Source organism: Aeromonas sp. RU39B (assembly GCF_900156095.1).
In the GTDB taxonomy this organism is placed as follows: domain Bacteria; phylum Pseudomonadota; class Gammaproteobacteria; order Enterobacterales; family Aeromonadaceae; genus Aeromonas.
Genome location: NZ_FTMJ01000013.1, coordinates 1 through 21178 on the forward strand (window position 1 = coordinate 1; position 21178 = coordinate 21178).

Genomic DNA, 21178 nt, shown 5'->3' on the forward strand with positions numbered 1-21178 from the left:
CTCCTTGCCGGCGAAGATTGCGAGCTCGTCCCACCAGGGGGGCGGTGGTCGAACGCTGGTTGTGTGCTTGGCCCCCAAAGAGCAGTCGCGTGGCGAGTCCTCGATGCCCAATATTTCGGAGTGGCCCAACGGCGTCGCCGTGTGTTTGTTGTCGCAAGTGCTCGAGTGGGGTTCGATCCCGCAGCGGTACTTTTTGAGCGCGAAGGCCTGCGCCGGGATTCTGCGCCGAGCCGAGAAACGGGCTCGGTCGTTGCCGCCCTTACTGCAAACGGCGTTGGAACGTGTGGTGCAGACGACAACCAAGGACAAGCAGGACAAGCAGGACATTTGATCCCAGCCGAAGCGTTCAGAATGGTGGCGTTTGGTGAATACGCCTGCGATGGCACTGCCAGCACTATGAAGGCCAGAGACTACAAGGATGCTACCGATCTGGCTGTGATGACCGTCCACGGCACCCAAGACCCAGACACCAACACCGAGCTGGCGCATACGCTGGGCCGCAATCAGGGGCAGGAAAATGCTGTTTTAGCCAAATACAACAGCATCAAAGACCACGATCAACGCGTCATATTCGCTGCCAACAACTGGGATGAGTTGGTGCAGGTGAGACCTGTTGTGCCGGTGGCATTCAGCTCAAAGGACTGTGGTGGTGATGCGTCTGAGGACATGTCTCCGACGCTTAGAGCATGCGGACACGCCGACAGCCATGCCAATGCAGGCGCTCCTCCTGCGGTTGCTACAGCAATGGCAGTCCGCCGCCTGACGCCTGTAGAGTGCGAGCGTCTGCAGGGGTTTCCAGACTGCCATACCGATGTGCCATATCGCGGCAAGCCAGCAGCAGACGGACCGCGCTACAAGGCGATCGGCAATTCAATGGCCGTTCCGTGCATGGCATGGATTGGAAAGCGTATAGCTCTGCACCTGTCTGAAATCAGCCTTCCCTGTGTTGATGAGGAGGCAGCATGAACACAGTTATCAAATTCCCTGGTGCTGCCGAGCCAGCATCCAAACCCGTTAGCAGAGGGAGCAATGTGGATGAGAATGCGCGCACCGGCTTTCGCCTGTTTTATCGCAGCATGAAGAGTGCTGCGTGGTACCGAGACCTTGCCAAAAAGTCCGTAATGTTCCACCTCATCCTTGAGGTTGCCCATGAGCAACGCACAGTGCAGTTTGCTGGCAAGCGTATTCAGCTTACTCGAGGGCAACTGGTGTGCTCTGCAAGAAGCCTTGGGCAGGAGTGTGGCATCTCTGAAGATCAGGCGCGCAGGGCGCTGGAATACTTCAGGGAAGATGGCGCGATCAGCTGCGTTGGGGCTCGCGGAAAGCACGGTTACACCATCGTAACATTGCTCAATTTTGACGCTTATCAGCGCGGATTATCGCAAATATTTAGCGCGGAATATGGCGCGGATTCTGAGGCCGCACCAGAACAGGTGTTTGGAGGTGATCACCAAATCAGCGGCGCGGATTTACCTGCCGAATTACATGCCGAAGACTATAACAATAATAACAATATAAAAGACAATACTGAGGGGGCATCAGCTTGCGCTGACACCCCAACAACAGCCGGCAAAACGAAATCTCCGAATACCCCCTATCAGACCATCGTGGATATCTATCACGAAGTGCTGCCAGAGATGCCTGGCGTTCGTGAGTTGACTGATGGCCGCAGGACCAAGATCCGCAACTTCTGGTCGAAGTTCAAATTCACTGAGCAGCGCTGGCGCAGCTACCTGACCCACATTGCGACGCATTGCCGCTGGATGTGCGAGAGTCGGCCTCGGCGCGATGGTGAGTCGCAGTGGAAGCCAAAGAACCTGGATTTTCTGATCACCGAGAAGTGCTACCTGGGCGTGAGGGAGGGCCGATTCAATGACGAATGAGCTGATGGGCTATGTGCCACCGCACAGCTTCGAGGCTGAGCAGTCTGTCCTTGGCGGGCTGATGCTGCGCAGCGATGCGTATCACGACCTGAACCTGAGTGAGCAGGATTTCTACTCGCGGCCGCACCGGATTATCTACAGCGCGATCGCCAGCCTGATGGCGGCTCGCCAACCGGTTGACCTGATGACGCTCAATGCGCGCATCGAGGAGGACGGGGGGATCGAGGAAATTGGCGGAATGCCTTACCTGATTGAGCTGGCCAAGAACACCCCGAGTGCGGCCAACGTAGTGACCTACGGCTCCATTGTGCGCCAGATGTCTGAGCGACGCTTTGCCATCGGCAAGCTGCAGGATGCCATTGAGGCGATGATGGAGCCCGGGTTCAGCAGCACCGACGAGAGGTTTTCAGCCATGGGTGCGCTGATCTCTGAGATTGAAACAAAGCGGGCTGGCGGCGTGGTCGGGCTGGCTGTGCCGGCTAGCGAGATCGTCAAGGAGTGGTGCGATCTGATGGAGGAGCGACTGACTCGCAAACCAGGTGAGGTAACCGGTTTTACGACCGGCATTCAGGGTCTGGATGAGCTGCTCTACCCAACTGGGATCAGCAAATCAGCGCTGATCGCCGTGGGCGCTCGGCCAAAGATGGGGAAAACTACGTTCCTGGCGGCGGTCTGCAACCATGTTGCACTGGTCAGGAAACAGCCTGTGCTGGCATTTTCGCTGGAGATGACCAAAGTCGAGTTGCTGGAGGTAATGCTTTCTCAGGCTGCTGGCGTGAGTGGAACTGATCTTCACTCTGCGTCAGACCAGAGCAAGATGGACAAGGCCTATGCGGTTATTGCCGAGTTGGGTATGTCCAAGCTGCACATTGCCGACCAGCCAAGCATGAGCCTGCAGCAGATCTGCGCGGAGGCTCGGCGCTTGCGCCGCGAGTTTGGCCAGATCGGCATGGTGGCCGTGGACTATCTGACGCTGATGAAAGCCGAGAAGGCAGAGCGCAATGACTTGGCCTACGGGAATATCACCAAGGGCCTCAAGAACCTCGCCAAGGAGCTGCAGTGCCCAGTACTGATGCTGACCCAGCTCAATCGAGAGCTTGAGAAGCGCGCCGACAAGCGCCCTATGCCGAGCGACAGCCGAGACACGGGGCAAATTGAGCAAGATTGTAACATCTGGATTGGTCTGTATCGGGACGAGGTTTACAACGAGCAGTCTCCGCTAGCTGGCTTGATGGAGATGATCGTGCGCCTGCATCGTGGCGGCAGCACAGGCACTGCCTACGCCTCGTTCGGCAAGGGGGTGATGGGATCAATCAGCCAGGACGAGGTGGCACGCCGTACCCATCTGGCCGAAATGGATAGTGCAAAGGGCAAGGGCAAGAAAGGCGGATGGGATGACTAAATTTAAATTTGGTTTTGCACACTGGCGCATTGCCAAATTTTCCGTGATTTGATAGACAGCGCTCAGGGCTAACCACCCTGCTTTGACGGGCTAACCACCCAACGGGAACCACCCGAAACGAGGACCTAACCATGACTACCCGAGATCTATCTACGGCGACCCAGACAGGGCGTGTGATTGCGATCATGAGTGACGGCAAGTACCGCACTCTGCGCGAGATCGAGCGCGAATGCTGGAGCCGTTTCCAGAAAGCCGACACCCAAGCCGCCATCAGTGCCCGCCTGCGTGAGGTGTGCTGCCACGGCTGGATTAAACACTCCCATCACGAGACTATCGACGGCGCACAAGTCTGGCGCTATCGCCTCGAGCCGTTCCCGTCATCTGCGGCCGTTGCCGTTAAGGCGGTGGCAGCATGAGAATTGTTACTGCCATCGCATCCGCACTGGCTGTCAGCGCACCGACGTGGTGCCTGCCTGCTGGATTCAAGCCGTCCAGTTCATACTGCCACCCCAATCCGCGCAATGACAGGGCCGCTGATCGCCAGCGCGCCGCAGCCAAGCGCCGCAACAAAGCCAAGCGGGGGTGAGGATGAGCAACCTGACAAAGGCCCAAGAGGCCCAATTCCGCGAGTTGGTGATCGCCAAGCACGGGGAGGTGTTCACCACCTCACGCCAAGTCGCCGAGCTGTTTGGTAAGCGACATGACAACGTGCTGGCCGCTATTGAAAACCTTGAATGTAGTGATGAGTTTGCAGAACTCAATTTTAAGGTTTGCTTTGAAAACAGTGGGTTACAAAACGGCAAGCCGTTGAAGTATTACAGCCTAACCAAAGACGGAATGGTCTTCCTCGTGATGGGTTTCACTGGCAAGCAGGCCGCCCAGTTCAAGGAGCTGTACATCCTTGCCTTCAACTGGATGGCCGAGAAGATCCGCACCACCCATGAGCTTACTCACTGGCAGCACGACTTCGCCCGCCGAGAGGCGGTGTCCGTTGCTAAAGGTACTGAGCATGGCCAAGGGCTGGCCCGCCGCCGTATCGAAAAGCATGCGTTGAGCCAAGAGCAGGCAGCCATCCACGCCAAGCTCCAGCTGTGCCTGAACCTGATCGGGGAGGAGGCAGCATGAGCAACTTCCCCAAGATGTTCCTGCGTTCAGCCAACGTCCGCGACCGCGCCTGCCAGCTGGTAGCAAGCCTTCCGGTTGACCAGGATCGGCCGCTGGTCATCGAAATCAAGGAGATGACCCGCAGCCTGGCCCAGAACGCTCTGTTTTGGGCCGTCATGACCGACATTGCCAACCAGGTTACATGGCACGGCCGCAAGCTCTCCAAGGAGGAGTGGAAAATCGTCCTCTCCGCCGCGCTCTACAAACAATCCGTGGTACCGAATATTGACGGCACCGGCTTTGTGGCGCTGGGGCAGTCCACATCCAAGATGACCGTGCGCGAGATGCGCGATCTGATCGAGCTGGCGCAGGCTTTCGGCGCAGAGCAGGGCGTGCAGTTCGGGGATGAATCCCGCCGCGGCTTCGACTGGGTGGCCAGCTATGGGAGGGCTGCGGCATGATTCGCCTGTTTTTATTTCTTCTGTCGCTGTCGCTGATGCTGGCACTCGCCCTGGCGGGTCTGGTTGTTATCAATGCGGGAGCGGCGTGATGAGCAAGACCAAGGCTGAGCGCCAACATCTATCAGACGTCGCCTCGCTTGGCTGCATTGCCTGCCGTAATGCGGGGCTGGGGCCATCACTCGCCGAGATCCACCACGTCCGCAGCGGGCAGGGTATGGCCCAGCGTGCAGAGCACACCAGAGTGCTGCCACTGTGCCCACGGCACCACCGCGCTTGCTACCCCACCGGATTCCACGCCGCGCCAAAGAGCTGGCAGGAGGAGCACGGTACTGAATCCTCTTTGCTGGAGCAGGTGGCCCGGGAAGTAGCAGAGCTGCGCAAGAACACGATCGGGAGGGCAGCATGAGCGACAAGGTTGTCAGTCTGAGCGAGGTCAAAAAGGAGAGCGGCGCCAATGTCGTCGCCACCCTTGAGGAGATGCTGGAGAGCGCAAGGCGCGGCGAGATCGTCAACTGCCTGATCGTGACCGTGAATCATGATGGCACCTGTACAAGAGCGGTGGCTAATGGGCATCAGCCGTTTAACCTTCTTGGCCAGCTCGAAGATGCCAAGGTCAGTTTTATGGAGAGCTACCTCGCATGATTCACTTATCAGCTCTCGACGCCGCACGCCTGTTGGACAAGCACCCCAAGGCCAAGCAGGCCGTTAACAAGGTGCGCAAGGCTGAGCAGTTCAACAACCTGCACAGCAAGGTGCTGGCCCAGCTGCATGGGCTGCCTGAGCCTGCCACTGAATTACTGTTCCACCCCAAGCGCAAGTGGCGCATGGATTTTGCCTGGCCGGTGCAGATGATTGCGCTCGAAGTACATGGTGGCATCCACTCCGGTGGTCGCCACACTCGTGGCGCCGGATTCGTAGGGGACAGAGCCAAGATGAACGAGGCGACCTTGCTGGGCTGGACTGTCATTGAGGTGACGCCAGAGCAAGTGCAGAACGGCCAAATGCGGGAATGGCTTAACCGCGCCTTCTCGAACCATAACAAATGAGGACCTATCCATGAGCATCGAATTCCTGATCAAGATCCATGCACCCAAAGCGGTATCAGCCGAAGCCGATAGCCAGCGCCTCACGAAGTCGTGCGATGGCATCGGCCGCGATGAAGCATTGGCCGCACTGGCGCATGCTGAGCGCGCTCACCCCATCGGTGTGGCTGTGCTCAGAGCACGGCATCTGGGGGACATGATTGCCCTTCGCAAGCTTATCGCCGCCTATCCGCCGCGAGCCGTACTCAGCATGGCCGGCATGTTGTGCGAACCAGAGCGCATGCTGCGACTCTACAAACGCCATCATCCGTATGGGCGCCGGGAGGCAAAGCGGGCGCGTGAGCTGGAGCTACAAGGGGACCATGACAACGCAGCACGGGTGCGCGCGCTCATCGAAATGCGGTGCCAGCGCGACACGGAAGGAGGGCGCTGCCCGGCATGCTCTGGCACCGGTGAGCTGACAAAGCCCAAGCCGCATGCCTGCCCGAACTGTCACTCTGGCTATATCGCCTCACCGGAGTTGCTGACTACAGCAGAGCGCCAGGCCGAGCAGGAGCTGCAGCACTGCTACGGCGATGCCGTGAAGGAGTATCACCGCTATCTGGATATGGCTAAGGCGGCGTGAGTGGGGTATTGCGATAAGGGCGCCCATGTGGCGCCTTTTTGATGTTTGTCACAAATTTAAATAATTCGCTTGCATTCGCACTGAGTGCGAATATAGTTTGAGTTGTAGTCAACGCAAACCCAAGCAGCCCACCGATTGTCGGGAGGGAGCAGGGATTAGGAGAGACATCATGACCATCAAGATCATCACCCGCCTTGATTCAGGTATCGCCAGCATACATGCCGGTGAAAATCATACTCGGTATGAATGGGCAACTGGCCCCCGCAATCTGGTTAAGGCAATGACTTTGCTGCCAGATCATCGCCGTCACATGATGGACGCCTATGGAAACATCGGGTGTGGTGGCAGCTGGATAGAGGTCGATGGCGTGCGCCTGTCAACAGATGACATGATGAAGTTTGAGAGTGTCTGTATGTATGCAGACATGAGCGCATCTGAGTATGACAAAATGTTCAGCATTCCCCGGAAAACTCGCACAGAGTGGGCGAAGGACATGCTGGATAAAATAGCGCGCATTCCAGGCCTTATCATCGACGCCATCACAGATAGCGCGGCTGTGGAGTGGATGGGTGAAAACTCCAGCTCACCCGATGGCGTTGAGGCGTATGCGTATAACGCTATGGGTATCAATATCAGCCATCAGTTGGCTGAAAAAATCCATCTCTCTATCACCCCTGCCAAGCCAACCAAGAAGCAGTCAGCTGAGATTAAGTCACTGTGGCGCGATGGCCGTAATGTGTGGGAAATATCCAAGCTCACTGGGATCGGTGAGTCAGTAATCCAGGCAATGGTTAAGCAATTCTAATAACAGGTGGCCGCCATGCGCGGCCTTATTCCGGGGGTTATATGGGGCTTAAAAAATCCGTGATGCTGAGCGACGATACAGTGGCTTACATCAATGCAAGGCATAAGCAGGAAGAGGGAGAGCCGCGCTGGTCTGCCGCCGTGAACGGGGCGGTGGAGACGCTGCGCTCATTGTATCGCAGTAACATTCCAGCGCTTAACGAGCGCGCATGGAATCTGCTGCTCAATGCGCATTCCGGCCATTTCTTCGACTGGCGACCGAGCGCTCCCATGCGCCTGGCATCTGACATCATGGATGATCTCGGCGTTATATCTATCGAGTCTCTGTCCGATGATGACGCTGCAGCTGTGCGCACAATTCACGGACTAAGCCAGATTGAGCAGTTAGCTGTATTTGAAGTGGTTCGCATCTTCTGGGCTCATGAGCGCAATTCCGGGTCGCTAATGGATATGATCGAGGATTGTAAAGCGAGCTTATAGCACCAAACCGCCAATAACCCGACGGCAGCCAAAATGTGCTTTTAGCCTTGCCATTTACGGCGGCGTGGCACAAAATCTACACAACATGGCCAGAGTTTCACGACTCTGGCCTTTTTCGTTTCTGGCCCGCCACTGTGCGGGCTTTTTCGTTGGCGGGGTCGGGTATGTCAGTGCAGGAAAAAAGCGAGATGGCTGCAGCAGCGGTGGCCGGGGGTGTTGCCAAGTCCGGCCCCCCAGTTGTGGTGTCGGGGATGACGCTGGCGGGATACAGCCTTAATGATTGGGTGCTTGTAGCCACATTGTGCTGGATTGTCATTCAGGCTGGCTGGTTCGTGTGGTCAAACATCATCAAGCCTAAGCAGCCATGAAAGCCGTTCGCAATACCGTGGCTGTCGGGTCGTCGCTGATGCTGCTGGCCGCATCCATGATTGGGCAATTGGAGTCGTCTGGTCGGATGCTCCTGACATCATACCAAGATGCTGGCGGGGTCTGGACTATCTGTGACGGTATCACCAAGGGCGTCACTCCCGGTATGACGGTTACACCTGAATGGTGTGCCAGAGCCAAGGCCGGTGAGATAGAGGCCCACAGCCAGCCGCTGGCCACTGTGCCGTATCAACTACCCGGGCACGTCATACTGGCTATGACCGACCTCTGCTACAACGTGGGTACCGGCGCCTGCGCTTCTTCAACGGCAATGCGCCAGCTCAAAGCCAATAAGCGCGAGCAGGCCTGTGACGCCATCCTGCTGTTCAAGTTCTCCATGGTGCGTAATCAACGAGCCGACTGCTCTAAGAGTTCAAGCGGCTGCTATGGAATTTGGACTCGCCGCCAGATAGAGCGTTCGCTCTGTCGCAACGAACTGACCCCGGCTCAGGCCAAATTGCTCTTCAAGGATCTGCCGCTCGGCGGCCTCGAATAACGAGGAATCCATGACTGATTTTCGTCCCTTTATCCCGTATGCGCTGGGAGTTGTGCTCGTGGGCGCTGCGTATGGTTATGGCCACCATCGTGGCGTCAATTCCACCGAGCTCGAGTGGCAGGGCAAGTGGAACAAGCAGGCGCTGGCATTGGCCACTGCTAAGGCCGAGGCACTGGAGAAGGTGAGAGCTGTAGAGCTGCGGCGCCAATCCGACATCGAGAAGGTGAGACAAGATGCTGAACAACAAATCGCTCGCGCAAAGACTGATGCCGCTGCTGCTGATGCTGCTTCTGAGCGCCTGCAGCAGCAAGCCAAGCGCTTGGCAGCAAGAGCAAGTCAGTGCTCCGGCAATACCGGTGCTGCCATCAGTGGCCAGGCAGCCGACGCCACTGCCGTGGTGCTCGCCGACCTGCTCGGCCGGGCTGACAAGCGAGCGGGAGAGCTGGCAGCAGCTTATGACCAAGCTCGAAGCGCAGGATTAGCCTGCGAGCGGGCCTATGACGCATTGCAGAAAAGCCAATGACTGACGACAAGCCGAAAAAAAAGCGCGCACCGCGTCGCTCCGCCAGTGTTGTGCAGGATGCGCTGAACCCTGAGCGTCAGCACCGCAGGCAGACAACCAAGCCGCGCGACGCAAAGGTGCAGCAGCCGCGCAAGTCTCATGGGGTGTACGCCAAGTTTTTCCCCGATGAGGTGATCGAGGATGCGGTGCGCGCCAACCTGACCGACGAGCTGATTGCCATGCGCTGCGGGTTTCGTAATGGGGTGCTCACGCTTGGGCGCATCGCCAAGGACCTTGAGTTGCCGGAAGACCAGTTGGATGTAGAGCAGCGCATGGACCTCTACAAGCTCTACAACTCCACTACCCGAGCTATGGATAACGTGCTCGGCCGTATCGTGCAGCTTGAAAAGACTATCGTGGAGATCCCCTACATCGTAGAGAGCACCGAGGCCAAGAAGGTACAGGCCGATAAGGATCGTGCTCTCACCGACAAGGCTCGCATCGAGTACGAGCTACTGAAAAAGGGCAAGAACACCGGGGTTCAGGTGTTGTGGAACCTGGGCTTTATGAACAAGGGCGGGAAGGGCGATGGAGATTAGGACCATCACCTACAAGCCCAGCCCGACATTTGAGGCCATTCACCGCGAGCGGCCCATGATCGCCGCCGTGCGCGGGCCGGTTGGTTCGGGTAAATCGGTTGGCTGCGTGATGTTTATGCTGGACGTGTCCATCAATCAAGCGCCCAACAGCGACGGCGTGCGCAAAACGCGCTGGGTCTGCATCCGCAATACCTACGGTGAATTAAAAGCGACCGTTATCAAGACCTTTCAGGACTGGATCCCGGAGGAAGTGTGCCCCATCAAGTTCGACGCCCCGATCGTCGGCATGATGCGCATTCCCCATCCTGACGGCCGCACGACTATTGAAGCTGAGTTCTTCTTTCTGTCGATGGACCGGCCCAAGGATATTCGCAAGATGCTGTCGCTCGAGATGACAGGCGTCTGGATTAACGAGGCCCAGTTTCTTGATCTGAACATCGTCAACGAAGCAGCGAGCCGGGCGGTGCAGGCGCGTTACCCATCCGGCAAGGACGGCGGCCCGACGTGGTGCGGCCTTATTATGGATACCAACTCGCCGGATGAAGACCACTGGTGGCACACCTTCGAGTTCGGACAGGATGACGACGGCAACTCCCTCAAGCCGATCGGTTGGAGCTTCTACGAGCAGCCGGGGGCGCTGGTAGAGGTGTCCCCAGGGGCGCCTATCTCACCAGACCTGCAAGCCCTTATCGATGCCGGCTATTTTCGTGACTACCTGGGGCGCCGCTTCGTGGCCAACCCCAAGGCCGAGAACGTCAAGAACAACAAGAAAGGGTATGACGCTTGGTTTGACCAGCTCGGCGGCAAGACGCTGAACTGGGTTCGCTCGCGTATCTGCAACCGCTTTGCCACCGTGGCCACCGGCAAGCCGGTCTTTATCGACCACTTCAATCGCGATCTTCACGTCGCCAAGGACAAGCTCGGTCCCATCAAGTCGCTGCCCATCGTCATCGGCATGGACTTCGGGCTTACCCCGGCAGCCATCATCGGCCAAATCACCGCCTTCGGGCAGCTGCGCATCCTCGATGAAGTGGTGGCCACAGGCATGGGGGTGGAGCGGTTCATTGATGAGCAGCTGTCGCCATTGCTGACCAGCCGGTACGCCAACATGGAGTTCACCATCTGGGGAGATCCGGCAGGGGTAGGGCGCAGTCAGGCAGATGAAACAACCTGCTTTGAGGTGTTGAGCAATAAGGGGATGCCAGCTGAGCCTGCCCACACCAACAACTTGCTGGCACGCCTTGAGGGTGTTCGGTGGTGGATGTCCCGGCTTGTTGGTAAGGGCCAGCCAGCTCTGCTTATCAGCCCACACTGCAAAGTCATCATCAAAGCCTACGAGACCGGATACCAGTACAAGCAGCTCAATGTGGCAGGCGCCACCAAGTACACCGAGCAGCCAGACAAGAACCAGTATTCCCACCCGGCTGACGCATCCCAGTATTTGTGCTTGGGCGCCATGCCGGAGAGGGACCGCAAGCAGACCATCACCAGCAACGCCACAAGGGCAGCGCAGCGCGCCGCCGACTCTGTAACAGGATACTGACCCCATGAACAACCCGACTGAAATTACACTGCCAGGTGAGGTGGTGGAGCAGCTCTCGCCCCTTGATATCTTCGGCGTCAGCCGCTTTCGAGATCTAGAACACCAGCTGCAGCAGCGCAGTCTGGTGGAGCAGCGCTGGCTGGAGGATCTGAGGCAGTATCGCGGTGAGTACGAACCTAGCTTTGTCAAAGAGCTGGAAGATGCTAAGAAGTCTCAGGCTTACGTCAATATCACCCGTGAGAAAACCGATGCGTGGGCGTCCCAGATGGGGGATATGCTGTTCCCGGTCGATGACAAGAACTACGGGATCGCGCCGTCACCTACCCCCAGACTGTCTATGCTGGCCAAGCAAGTGCAAGGCGGTATGGGTGGTGAGCAGCAACCGACAACCGAAGCACAGATGGCGGTGCGGACGTTGGCCGCCGCACAAGCAGCGGCAACCGCCATGGAAAAGACCATTGACGATCAGCTTGTTGCCTGTGACTACAACGCTGAATCGCGCCGTATGCTGCACTACGCAGCCAAGATCGGCACTGGCATTCTCAAGGGCCCGATCGTTGAGAGCGCCATCAAGCAGGCGTGGCTGCCAGGTGAGGATGGCTCGTGGTCCGTCGAGATAGTGAAAGACCTCAAGCCAGGGGCTCGCTGTGTGCTGCCGTGGGACTTCGTGCCGGATATGAGCGCCACCCGCTTTGCCGACTGCGAATTTGTCTACGAGCGGGAGTACATGACTAAGAAGGAGCTACGCAAGCTGCTCAATTTGGAAAGTATGGGCTTCATACCTGATCAGGTGGAGAAGCTGCTGGCGCAAGACCCATCCACTACCCGCACTCGTTACGCCGAGTTTGTAGACCAGATCCGCTATCTGTGCGGACTGAACCCCACGAATCAGGATTCTCGCTATGAAGTCTGGACCTACCATGGACCTGTTCCGCTCGATGTGATGAAGGTTGCCGGGGTCGAGATTGGCGAGCTTGAGGAGCGCGAGGTTGATGGCGTTATCATCTTCTCGGGTGACGTGATCCTGAAAGTGACCATCAACCCCATGGATACAATGGAGTGGCCCTACTCCGTCTACGTCTGCGAGCCGGACGAGGGAAGTATATTTGGCCTGTCGATGCCGTACCTGATGCGCCACCCGCAGCGGATCATCAACTCAGCGTGGCGGGCGATGCTGGATAATGCCGCCAAGACGGTCGGGCCGCAGGTCGTGGTAAACAAGAGACTCATCACACCGAGCGATGGCAACTGGGAGGCCACCCCGTTCAAAGTGTGGGAAATGGACGCGAACGTACAGTGGGCTGAGGTGCAGAAGGCGTTTGGCGTGTTCCACTTCGACTCACGCCAGAGTGAGATGGCGAACATTTTGCAGCTGGCGCTATCGCTACTCGACCGCGAGGCAGGTGTGCCGATGATTAGCCAGGGTGAGCAGGGGCAGGTAACGCCAACGCTGGGTGGCATGTCGATGCTGATGAACGCGGCCAACGCCGTGCGCCGACAGCAGGTGAAGGAGTATGACGACAACATCACCAAGCCCATGATCAGGCGCTTCTACAACTGGAACATGCAGTTCGGCGAGGATGCCGCCATCAAAGGCGACTTTGAAGTGCAGGCCAGAGGCACCAGTGCGCTGCTGGTCAAGGAGATCCAGACAGCCCAGCTGACGCAAATACTGGACAAGTACAGCCAGAACCCCAAGTTTGCGCCGATGTTCAATGAATACGATGCAATGGCCACGCTGTTCCAGTCCATGCACATTGACGCGGCAAAGATCCTTCGCAGCAAGGATGAGTACGAGGCGGCTATCAAGAAGACGCAGGAGTCTGGCCAGCAAGATCCGGCGCTCATCAAGCTGCAGATGGAGCAGCAGCTGGCACAGGTTAAGTTCGAACACGAAACCCAGCTGGCGCAGATGAAGAGTGCAGCAGCCCTGCAAATGGCCCAGATGCAGGCCTCGCTCAAGCAGCAGGAGCTGGAGTTCTCCAGCCAATACAAGCTGGCCACTATGCAGCTGCAGCACGAGGACAGTCAGCGCCGCGAGCGCATTGAGCTGCTCAAGCTGGCACAGGCCAAGCAGATGACCCAGGCGCAGCTGATGGTTGAGCTGGAGAAGCTGGACAAGCAGCAGACCCACGACACCCAGAAGTTTATGGCCGAAGTGAAGATGAAGCAGATTATGCCGCCGACAGGGAATTACGGTCTCGAGTAGTTGACTTTTCCGGCAGGTGGCACAAAATAACTCCAAGACTGCCAGAGTCCCATCAACCCGCCTTGTGCGGGTTTTTGCGTTTCTGGCGCCCGCAATCTGGACAAGGAGGTGATCCCATCTCCCGACCCGGGGTTAAGGGCCTGCTCAAGCACTTCCGTCAGGCAGGGCAAGGGCGATTCGCTGGTTTAGCTCAGTAGGTAGAGCGCCTGCCTTGTAAGCAGGATGCCGCGGGTTCGATTCCTGCAATCAGCACCATATTCATAGCCCGGCCATGTGCCGGGTTTTTTATTGGGGTAGCACCGTGGACGAGCTTAAGAAATACAACTGCCACAAGCAGGTTCATGCCAAGCCAATGAGTCGCGGCGATTACAACAAGCTGCGCGGATGGACCATTCCTGCCAACGAAAACCCAAGCGATCCTGGCTATCTCGTGGTCTACAACAAGGGCACCGAAGATGAGTATTTGAGCTGGTCTCCGGCGCACATCTTTGAAGCCGGTTATACCGAGCACCTGCATGACGGCAAGGCAGTATGGAAAAGACCATTGCCCATATCGCTGTGGTGACGGCAATTGCCGCCCGCTATGGTGTGGCCTTCAATCCGTGGGCCAACCATCAGCGCATTCGCATTGACCGCGAACGCAAAGAGCAGGGCGCCAAGATGGCGCTATGCCTGATCAAGGCCGGCTACCCTGTCAGCAATCTGTTCACGGAGACGTTCCGTGCTTAGCCGCAGCCAAGACACCAATGCCGTACTGAGGCACCTGCAAGACCAGCTACAGCAGTTGCGGTCCGACCTCGAGCAAGACATGGAGCACGAGCAGACGCAGGCCATCCGGTCCCAGATCCGGCTGCTCGATAAGCTCATCAAAGATTTCACACCAGCCGATTAGCTCGGTAGATGACAGTTGCCCGCCTTGTGCGGGCTTTTTTTTTGGAGATTTCACATGGATCACCTGGACGACCAAGCCGCCGCAGATGCCAACCAAGTCGCCGCCCAAGGCCGCGATGAGGATGTGTTCGCACAAGCATCCGCAGCCGCCGACGCGCGTTTGCGTGGTGAGCCCGCAACCAGCGAGCCGCAAGACAACGACGAGCAGCACGACGAGCAACATCACGCCGACAACGATGGCGGCAGTGAACAGCATCAACAGGAGGCCGCCTCTGCTGCAGAGCAGCACGCCGCGTCCGGTGATGATGACCTGTTCCGTGATGCTACTCCCGAGCAGCGCGCCTATTTGCAATCGCTGATCGCCGACCGGGAGCGCGAAGCTCAGGCTGCCCGCTCTGCCAATGGTCGGTACGCCGCAGCACAGCGGCAGCTTGCCGAGAAGGAACGTCAGGTCAACGAGCAGATCAAGAGCATCCAGCATGCAGACAAGCAAGGTGATGGGCAGGAAGCCAATCGCCAACTTGATGCACTGGAAAGCCGCATTGCTGCTATGCGCGAGGACTATCCCGAGATAGCCGAGCACATGCAGGGCGTTGCTACTGCTCTGCGCGAAGAGCTGCGCGGTGACATCTCGCAGGTAAAGGAGCCGGTAGCCCAACTGCATGAGCAGGCCATGGCGCGCCAGCATGAGGAGCGAGTTGCCATCGAGACTGACGAGCTGATCCGTCGGCACCCCGATGCCAACACGATTGTGACCAGCCCGGCCTTTGCTGCGTGGGTATCTCAACAGCCTCCCTCTGTGCAAAGCATCGCCAACTCTGACAGCGCAACGGATGCCGATGTGGTGCTGACCCTCTACAAGTCCACCCAGCTCCAAGCTCAAACCCAACGCAACGCACAGCGTCAACGCAAGCTGGCTGACATGGCACCTCTTGGCGGCAGCCAGGGGCGCGCCACTGTCGATACATCGGATGAGAGCTCGGTATTCACCCGAGCCGCAGCCGACGCCGACAAGCGCCTGACGCAGCGCAAATACTGATTCAGGAGATAAATCATGGCATTGACTGTTTATGGGGATATTTCCCCGCGTGTCGGCATCATCGCCGAAGTGAAGATGCTCGAGCACGCCGAGCCGATCCTGGTGCTGCAAAAGTTTGGTGACCCCAAGCCGCAGCCCAAGAACAAGGGGCAGGTGATCAAGTTCCGCCGTCCGGTGCCGTTCGCCGCGGCAACCACCCCGCTGACCGAAGGCGTCACCCCGTCCAGCCAGAAGATGGCCTATCAGGACGTGTCGGTTAACCTGGCGCAGTACGGTGCGTGGACCGAAATTTCGGATGTGATCGACGACACCCACGAAGATCCTGTGTTGCAGGATGTGCAAATGCTGCTGGGTGAGCAGGCGGCCGAGACCTTTGAAGTGCTGACTTGGGGTGTCATCTCCGGTGGCACAAGCGTGATTTACGCCAATGGCGTAGCGCGCAACGCGGTCAACACCCCGGTCTCCCTGGCTAAGCTGCGTCTGGCGTCACGCTCGCTCAAGAAGCAGCGCGCTAAGAAGATCACCAAAATTCTGGCTCCGTCCGTCAATGTGGCCACCAAGCCGGTGGAAGCAGCGTTCGTTGTTGTCGCGCACACCGATTGCGATTCCGACATTCGTGGCTTGGCCGGCTTCAAGTCGGTGGCTGAATACGGCACTCGTCAGCCTCTGTGCCCGGAAGAGATCGGCAGCGTGGAAGAGTTCCGCTTTGTGCTCTCCCCGGTGCTGTCTGCCTTGCCGGATGCTGGCGGCGCCAAGGGCACCATGGTTTCCACTGGCGGCACCAGTGCCGACGTGTACCCCATGGTGGTGTTGGCCCAAAACTGCTTTGGCATCGTCCCGCTCAAGGGTAACGGCGGCCCCGGCAGTGTGGTGCCGATGATCCTCAACCCCAACACTCCTCGTGGTGGTGACCCGCTGGGTCAACGTGGCTCGGCCTCTTGGAAGAGCTGGTTTGCTGCGGTTCGTCTCAACGAGCTGTGGATGACGCGGATTGAAGTGGCGGTCACCGCCCTCTAATCCACAACGGATAACCGGCCCGCCAAGTGCGGGCCATTTCTTTTTCAAGAGTTGGAGAAACTCCATGGAACTGGTTGATCTGAACAATGCTACCCCGGCAGACCTGCGTAAGTACCTGCTGGAGAATTTCGGCGTCGAGAAGGCGGCTAACACCAGTCGTGAAAAACTGGTTGCCGAGATCCTCGAGCAGGAGCAGGCCAACGGTATTTCCCGCGACGCCACCACCGCAGCCAGTGCCGAAGCCATTACTGGCGCCCCGACTGCTGAGCAACGCGAAATCAATGCTGCTAAGCGCGTCAAGATCCGGGTGTCGCGTGACCCTCAAAGTCGTGGCAATGATGATGTGTATGCCTCCGTCAATGGGGTTGCCTACATCATCAAGCGTGAAACCGTGGCGGAAGTGCCGGAGCCTGTGTATCAGGTGCTGATGCAAGCCACAGAGATGCGTTACGAGCAGAACGACGACGGCTCACTGGTGCCGCGCACTGTGCAGTCTTACCCGGTTAGCCTGGTTGGCTAATCATGACCTTCCTTGAGTTGTGTCAGCGATTGCGGGCCGAGTGTCAGGATCTCGGCAGCGGGCCTGATACGGTAACCGGCCAGAGTGGCAGGATGCTGACCTATGTCACCGCCATTCGCGAGGCGTGGGTCAAGGTGCAACTGTCCCGCACCGATTGGGAATGGCTGCGCACCGATCCGGCAACCCCCCTGCAAAGCCTTGCGGCTGATGGTGACTCCCCGTTTATCGAAGAGCCCTACCACATGGCCATAGTGTGGCTGGCGCTGCGTGGCCTGTCGTTAAGCCAAGTCACCACTGAGCTGCGGATCCGCGCAGAAGAAGAGTGGTCCACCTATCACAGTATGCTCGTTCGTCGTTATGTGCCGGCAACGCTCACCTTTGGTAATGGCGGAGGTGAGTGGTGAAACTGCCCAGCATCGAGAGCAAGGTGGTGTTGCTGGGCGGTGGCATCGATATGGCCAGCACGCCGCTGGCGCGCAACCCCGGCTTTGCGCTCACTGCGATCAATGTGGAGCCCAGCGTGACCGGTGGTTATCGCCGCACGCTGGGGTTTGATCGGTTTGATGGGCGGCCGCGCCCAAGCCAGAGCAAGGGCTATTGGGTGATGCGCACCGATGGTGCCACTGCTCTACCGGCGGCCAGCTTGCAGGCTGTGACGTGGAGTGGCGGCGCGGGGGTGCTCCTGCACGTCAGTGGCAACGATGCCTTTATCGGCAGCGACAGTACCCCGACCCTGACAGCGGGAGACCACATCACCATTGGTGGTGTGAGCTTCACGCTGATTGCGGCTGTGTCGCGTTCGGCGCGCACCATTGATGACATGCTACTGGCCTCTGCTGCTGCAGCGGATTGGCGGCGCTCGATGATTGGTGAGGTGCCAGGCATTGGGCCGGTTCGCTGCGTCGTGGCACTGCGCGATAGCGTGTTCGCCATCCGGGATCAGTCGCTGACAGTCGGTGGCTTGTTCAAGGCGACGGCGGCAGGCTGGCAGGCCATCACAGACTTTGGCTCAAGTTTCACTGTGCAGGATGGTTACGGCATTGATGACGGTGAGATAGAGCTTATCCGCCACAGTGACAGCGCCACCATCACTGCCGTGGCTCAGCTGGCGGCGGACGGTGCCACTGGCACGATGTTTATTCCGCAAGGTCAGAGCGTGGTAGCTGGCAACGTGCTGCGCTCGGCGCCGGCCAGTACCTATGCAGTGACCTTATCTGCTGCGCTGGCTGGCACCAGCACGCTAACGGCAGACACCGCCACCAACATGCTGGGCGGCGGCACGATTGCGGATGCTGACGCAGCGGGCTGGTACGCCTATATCGGCGGCAGCTTCTTTCCGGTGCTGTCTTACAAAAAGAAAGACACCACAACCAGCACGGTTCACACCATGACGCTGTGGAACCCGCACGGGCGCACTGTGCCGACCGGCACGGCGCTGACGTTGTATCGCTACAGCGCGTTTTGTGAGGTAGTCGCAAATCAAGGCGCTACCACGCTTAAAGCTGGCGGACGCTATGACGTGGCGGTACATAATTTCTATGGCGATCCGACTTGGCGCCGCGCCTATCTGGCCAGTGGCGTTCAGCGCTGTCTGGAGCTGCGCGAAGATGGTCGCCTGATCCCGCTGCTGGCTAACACGGCCAGTCCAGCCAATGACACGCCTATCAAGGTAGAGGCGCACGCCGATCACCTGTTCTTGGCCTATCCCGGTGGGCAATACGTCCATTCCGGCGCAGGCAACCCGCACACCTGGAGTGCGCTGCTTGGGGCTAACTCGTTTGCGGTGGGCGATGAGATCACCGGCATGCGCACCAGCTCTGGCGGCATTTTGATGATCACCGCCAAGAATCGCACCATTGCCCTCTACGGCACTGGCAGCAAGGACTGGCAACAGAAGGTTATCAGTGAGTCAGTCGGTGTGTATGACGGAACGCTGCAAAGCCTGTTTGTGCCTATCGGCCTATCCGATCGCGGCCTTGTTCGCCTTGACCGGGTGCAGGAGTACGGCGACTTCACCTTGAACCGCCTGGATCCTGCCGACAAGGTACAGTCCATCATCGAGCGATTCCGCTGGCACGCCTCCACCCAAGTGGCTGCCGCGAACCAATATCGCCTGTTATCCACATCAGGTCGCAATCTGGCTATCAAGATAAATGCTGACGACAGCATTGAGGCAACCGAGTTTAGCTATGGCGCCCCGGTAGATCAGATCTGGCGCTACGACGAGCAGGATGAGCGCAATTTTTTCACGCTGTCCGGCAAGGACGGCTGGGTCTATGAGCTGGATGATGATGCAACCAGCTTTGATGGGCAGCAAATTGTCTGGCTACTGCGGCTGGCGTACAGCCACTTTGGCGCGCCATCGGTCGTTAAGTCGTGGCGTTCTGTGGCCATCGAGCAAAGCGACAGCGCCAGGCTGAGAGCCAAGATCGCATGGTCGCTCGACTATCGACATGGACGGCAATTCAAATCCGAATCCACCGAACTGGATCGTGACGGTGGGCAGGATGGCGTCTGGAATTACTCAAACTGGAACCAGTTTTACTGGGCCACCGAAGCGCAGGATGAATCCAACATCCAGCCACTCAATGGGCACGGCACATCCATATCACTGGCCTTTAGTGGTCGCTCTGCCAGCGAGCCGAATTTCAACCTGACCGGCCTAATCATCAGTTATATCCTACGGAGGCTGCAGCGTGGCTAACGATTATTACAACCGACTATCCGAAATGAACCCCGGTGAGGTGGCGGATGGTTTGGCAGTGGAGCAGGAGTTTGACGCCATTGCTCGAGGCTTTGCCAAACTGCCGACTCCGCACCGCGATGGTGGTGGATTTGAGGGGCCGACCAAGGTCGGAGACCCAACACAAAGTGATGAGGCTGTTAATTTAGGTACGCTGGAAAAGCTAAACCTGCCAATGTATCGCAAGAAAATCACAAGCGAAGATTGGAACTCAATCACCACAGAAGGTGTTTATGATGTTGTAAATGCTAGTGGTAGCAACGCACCAAACGCATATCCTTATGGCGTGTTGGTGGTGTACGTATTTAACGGAACGGCCACCCAGCTTTATTACCCAGACAGGGATGGGACGCTAAAGAAAAGAACCTGCACAAATGTGGCTTCTCAGGCATGGTTAAGCTGGGACTCTTCCCTTTCAATGTCAATGGGAAGCATGGGTTTCGTCAATGCTGTGATTAATGGCGACATGAGGATTGTCCAGCGCGCTTATAAAATGCCAATTAATGTACCCAACAACTATTTTGAGTACGGAGTTGATCGTTTTTATCTAGGAAATACAGCGGGAGCCGCTTCTAATGTGGTCATGTCATATAGGCATGCTATGGGCCCCAATGCTGAGTTCCCATGGGCTGCGCAAGCATACACGCTTTCGACGGGGGTGTTTTCCGCCAACGGCGTTTGCTACTTTGAACAGCCAATAGAGGGTCTAAATCTGGCTGGATTTGTCGGGGTTCCGCTCGTCGTCAGCTTCTGGGTTAAAAGCTCTGTTGCAGGCAAGTACAGTGTAGGGCTTGCGGCAAATGATGGAGCGGCGAATACCTCACAGATCGCCGAGTACACAATTAATGCACCTGATGTGTGGGAAAAGAAAAGCGTCAAGCTGCTTGCTGTTCCCTCTGCTGCTGTGGCTGGATATGACACGTCCAGTCACCTGCGACTTCGCTTTGCCTTTGCTGGGCGCAACGACACGACTTCGCCAGGCGCTTGGGCCTCTGGAAATTTCTTTACTGTTAGCAACCAGGCACACATGGCTGTATCAGCTGGAAATTCATTTTATATTACTGGCGTGCAATTGGTGACAGGGGTAGAAGAGAAGCCGTTTGAGCATCGACCATACCAGTTAGAGTTAGCGTTGTGCCGGAGATACTGTTATCGGCACAATGGGCTTGTATGGCTGAGCACCCCGACACAGAACGATCCAGCTATTAAGGCTAGCATCTTACTTCCCACAGAGATGCGGGTAACACCATCAGTGATAGATATAGTTAAAGGGAACGCCGCGTACCCTGTAACTGTTGAAAACATGTCTGCGCAAGTAGTTAATTTTAGCGCAACTTCAGCTGGTTATAATAACGTTCAATCATTTCTAGCTAATGCAGAGCTATGACTGG

29 protein-coding genes and 1 tRNA gene are annotated in these 21178 nt (G+C 57.6%); 29 read left to right on the plus strand and 1 reads right to left on the minus strand.

Features of this window, described 5'->3' with window-relative positions:
• The 23 genes from BW958_RS20810 to BW958_RS20395 form a co-directional block, all read left to right on the plus strand.
• A partial coding sequence (locus BW958_RS20810; RefSeq protein WP_372629947.1) for a hypothetical protein occupies window positions 1-331 on the plus strand: 331 nt, incomplete at its 5' end.
• Window positions 328-966 carry a DNA cytosine methyltransferase gene (locus tag BW958_RS15915; protein ID WP_372629949.1) on the plus strand — a complete coding sequence of 213 codons (639 nt, stop codon included), beginning with the start codon at window positions 328-330 and terminating at the stop codon, window positions 964-966. The genes BW958_RS20810 and BW958_RS15915, both read left to right, overlap by 4 nt.
• The gene (locus BW958_RS15920; RefSeq protein WP_076576800.1) at window positions 963-1883 is read left to right on the plus strand and encodes a hypothetical protein; all 921 of its coding nucleotides are present in this window, start codon (window positions 963-965) and stop codon (window positions 1881-1883) included. Before BW958_RS15915 ends, BW958_RS15920 begins: the two co-directional genes overlap by 4 nt.
• On the plus strand, window positions 1873-3285 hold the full coding sequence (locus BW958_RS15925; protein WP_076576801.1) for a replicative DNA helicase: 1413 nt from the start codon (window positions 1873-1875) through the stop codon (window positions 3283-3285). Before BW958_RS15920 ends, BW958_RS15925 begins: the two co-directional genes overlap by 11 nt.
• Window positions 3286-3416: 131 nt before the next feature.
• Window positions 3417-3701, plus strand: a complete 285-nt coding sequence (locus BW958_RS15930) for a hypothetical protein (protein ID WP_076576802.1) — start codon at window positions 3417-3419, stop codon at window positions 3699-3701.
• Window positions 3698-3871, plus strand: a complete 174-nt coding sequence (locus tag BW958_RS20550; RefSeq protein ID WP_179078870.1) for a hypothetical protein — start codon at window positions 3698-3700, stop codon at window positions 3869-3871. The genes BW958_RS15930 and BW958_RS20550 overlap by 4 nt, the downstream gene beginning before the upstream one ends.
• 2 nt (window positions 3872-3873) lie before the next feature.
• Entirely contained in the window at window positions 3874-4410 is a 537-nt protein-coding gene (locus BW958_RS15935) for a Rha family transcriptional regulator (protein WP_076576803.1), read from the plus strand.
• On the plus strand, window positions 4407-4850 hold the full coding sequence (locus BW958_RS15940) for a recombination protein NinB (protein WP_076576804.1): 444 nt from the start codon (window positions 4407-4409) through the stop codon (window positions 4848-4850). Before BW958_RS15935 ends, BW958_RS15940 begins: the two co-directional genes overlap by 4 nt.
• An 88-nt stretch (window positions 4851-4938) precedes the next feature.
• Window positions 4939-5256 carry a Ref family recombination enhancement nuclease gene (locus BW958_RS15945; protein WP_076576805.1) on the plus strand — a complete coding sequence of 106 codons (318 nt, stop codon included), beginning with the start codon at window positions 4939-4941 and terminating at the stop codon, window positions 5254-5256.
• On the plus strand, window positions 5253-5492 hold the full coding sequence (locus BW958_RS15950; protein ID WP_076576806.1) for a hypothetical protein: 240 nt from the start codon (window positions 5253-5255) through the stop codon (window positions 5490-5492). Before BW958_RS15945 ends, BW958_RS15950 begins: the two co-directional genes overlap by 4 nt.
• A complete protein-coding gene (locus tag BW958_RS15955) occupies window positions 5489-5896 on the plus strand; it encodes a hypothetical protein (protein ID WP_076576808.1) in 408 nt (135 codons plus the stop codon). Before BW958_RS15950 ends, BW958_RS15955 begins: the two co-directional genes overlap by 4 nt.
• Window positions 5897-5906: 10 nt before the next feature.
• On the plus strand, window positions 5907-6518 hold the full coding sequence (locus tag BW958_RS15960) for a hypothetical protein (RefSeq protein ID WP_076576810.1): 612 nt from the start codon (window positions 5907-5909) through the stop codon (window positions 6516-6518).
• A 169-nt stretch (window positions 6519-6687) separates the two neighbouring features.
• Window positions 6688-7323 carry a hypothetical protein gene (locus BW958_RS15965; RefSeq protein WP_076576811.1) on the plus strand — a complete coding sequence of 212 codons (636 nt, stop codon included), beginning with the start codon at window positions 6688-6690 and terminating at the stop codon, window positions 7321-7323.
• A gap of 41 nt (window positions 7324-7364) precedes the next feature.
• Entirely contained in the window at window positions 7365-7802 is a 438-nt protein-coding gene (locus BW958_RS15970) for a hypothetical protein (RefSeq protein ID WP_076576813.1), read from the plus strand.
• Window positions 7803-7966: 164 nt separating this feature from the next.
• Window positions 7967-8170 (plus strand): hypothetical protein, encoded by a 204-nt coding sequence (locus tag BW958_RS15975; RefSeq protein WP_256702049.1) that lies wholly within the window; start codon window positions 7967-7969, stop codon window positions 8168-8170.
• On the plus strand, window positions 8167-8724 hold the full coding sequence (locus BW958_RS15980) for a glycoside hydrolase family protein (protein WP_076576814.1): 558 nt from the start codon (window positions 8167-8169) through the stop codon (window positions 8722-8724). The genes BW958_RS15975 and BW958_RS15980 overlap by 4 nt, the downstream gene beginning before the upstream one ends.
• A 10-nt stretch (window positions 8725-8734) precedes the next feature.
• On the plus strand, window positions 8735-9247 hold the full coding sequence (locus BW958_RS15985) for a DUF2514 domain-containing protein (RefSeq protein ID WP_076576816.1): 513 nt from the start codon (window positions 8735-8737) through the stop codon (window positions 9245-9247).
• On the plus strand, window positions 9244-9825 hold the full coding sequence (locus BW958_RS15990) for a hypothetical protein (RefSeq protein WP_076576817.1): 582 nt from the start codon (window positions 9244-9246) through the stop codon (window positions 9823-9825). The genes BW958_RS15985 and BW958_RS15990 overlap by 4 nt, the downstream gene beginning before the upstream one ends.
• Window positions 9815-11368 (plus strand): TerL, encoded by a 1554-nt coding sequence (locus BW958_RS15995; protein WP_076576819.1) that lies wholly within the window; start codon window positions 9815-9817, stop codon window positions 11366-11368. Before BW958_RS15990 ends, BW958_RS15995 begins: the two co-directional genes overlap by 11 nt.
• A gap of 4 nt (window positions 11369-11372) precedes the next feature.
• Window positions 11373-13577, plus strand: a complete 2205-nt coding sequence (locus tag BW958_RS16000; protein WP_083687376.1) for a portal protein — start codon at window positions 11373-11375, stop codon at window positions 13575-13577.
• Window positions 13578-13756: 179 nt separating this feature from the next.
• Window positions 13757-13832: transfer RNA gene (locus BW958_RS16005), tRNA-Thr, on the plus strand.
• 46 nt (window positions 13833-13878) lie between these two features.
• Complete coding sequence (locus tag BW958_RS16010) at window positions 13879-14142, plus strand: hypothetical protein (protein WP_143233113.1); 264 nt, start codon at window positions 13879-13881, stop codon at window positions 14140-14142.
• On the plus strand, window positions 14109-14306 hold the full coding sequence (locus BW958_RS20395; protein ID WP_143233114.1) for a hypothetical protein: 198 nt from the start codon (window positions 14109-14111) through the stop codon (window positions 14304-14306). The genes BW958_RS16010 and BW958_RS20395 overlap by 34 nt, the downstream gene beginning before the upstream one ends.
• Window positions 14307-14352: 46 nt before the next feature.
• Here the strand turns inward: BW958_RS20395 and BW958_RS20555 are convergent, their stop codons facing one another.
• The gene (locus tag BW958_RS20555; protein ID WP_179078871.1) at window positions 14353-14523 is read right to left on the minus strand and encodes a hypothetical protein; all 171 of its coding nucleotides are present in this window, start codon (window positions 14521-14523) and stop codon (window positions 14353-14355) included.
• On the opposite strand from BW958_RS20555, the gene BW958_RS16015 reads away from it, so the two are divergent.
• The 6 genes from BW958_RS16015 to BW958_RS16040 all read left to right on the plus strand — a co-directional run bounded on the left by BW958_RS16015 (window position 14524) and on the right by BW958_RS16040 (window position 21174).
• Window positions 14524-15507 carry a hypothetical protein gene (locus BW958_RS16015; RefSeq protein ID WP_076576822.1) on the plus strand — a complete coding sequence of 328 codons (984 nt, stop codon included), beginning with the start codon at window positions 14524-14526 and terminating at the stop codon, window positions 15505-15507. It begins immediately after the preceding gene.
• Window positions 15508-15522: 15 nt separating this feature from the next.
• Entirely contained in the window at window positions 15523-16524 is a 1002-nt protein-coding gene (locus tag BW958_RS16020; protein WP_076576823.1) for a N4-gp56 family major capsid protein, read from the plus strand.
• 64 nt (window positions 16525-16588) lie between these two features.
• A complete protein-coding gene (locus BW958_RS16025) occupies window positions 16589-17044 on the plus strand; it encodes a hypothetical protein (RefSeq protein ID WP_076576825.1) in 456 nt (151 codons plus the stop codon).
• Window positions 17045-17046: 2 nt separating this feature from the next.
• The gene (locus tag BW958_RS16030; protein ID WP_076576826.1) at window positions 17047-17448 is read left to right on the plus strand and encodes a hypothetical protein; all 402 of its coding nucleotides are present in this window, start codon (window positions 17047-17049) and stop codon (window positions 17446-17448) included.
• The gene (locus BW958_RS16035) at window positions 17445-19748 is read left to right on the plus strand and encodes a hypothetical protein (protein ID WP_076576828.1); all 2304 of its coding nucleotides are present in this window, start codon (window positions 17445-17447) and stop codon (window positions 19746-19748) included. Before BW958_RS16030 ends, BW958_RS16035 begins: the two co-directional genes overlap by 4 nt.
• A complete protein-coding gene (locus tag BW958_RS16040) occupies window positions 19741-21174 on the plus strand; it encodes a pyocin knob domain-containing protein (RefSeq protein ID WP_076576829.1) in 1434 nt (477 codons plus the stop codon). Before BW958_RS16035 ends, BW958_RS16040 begins: the two co-directional genes overlap by 8 nt.
• The last annotated feature ends 4 nt before the right edge of the window (window positions 21175-21178 follow it).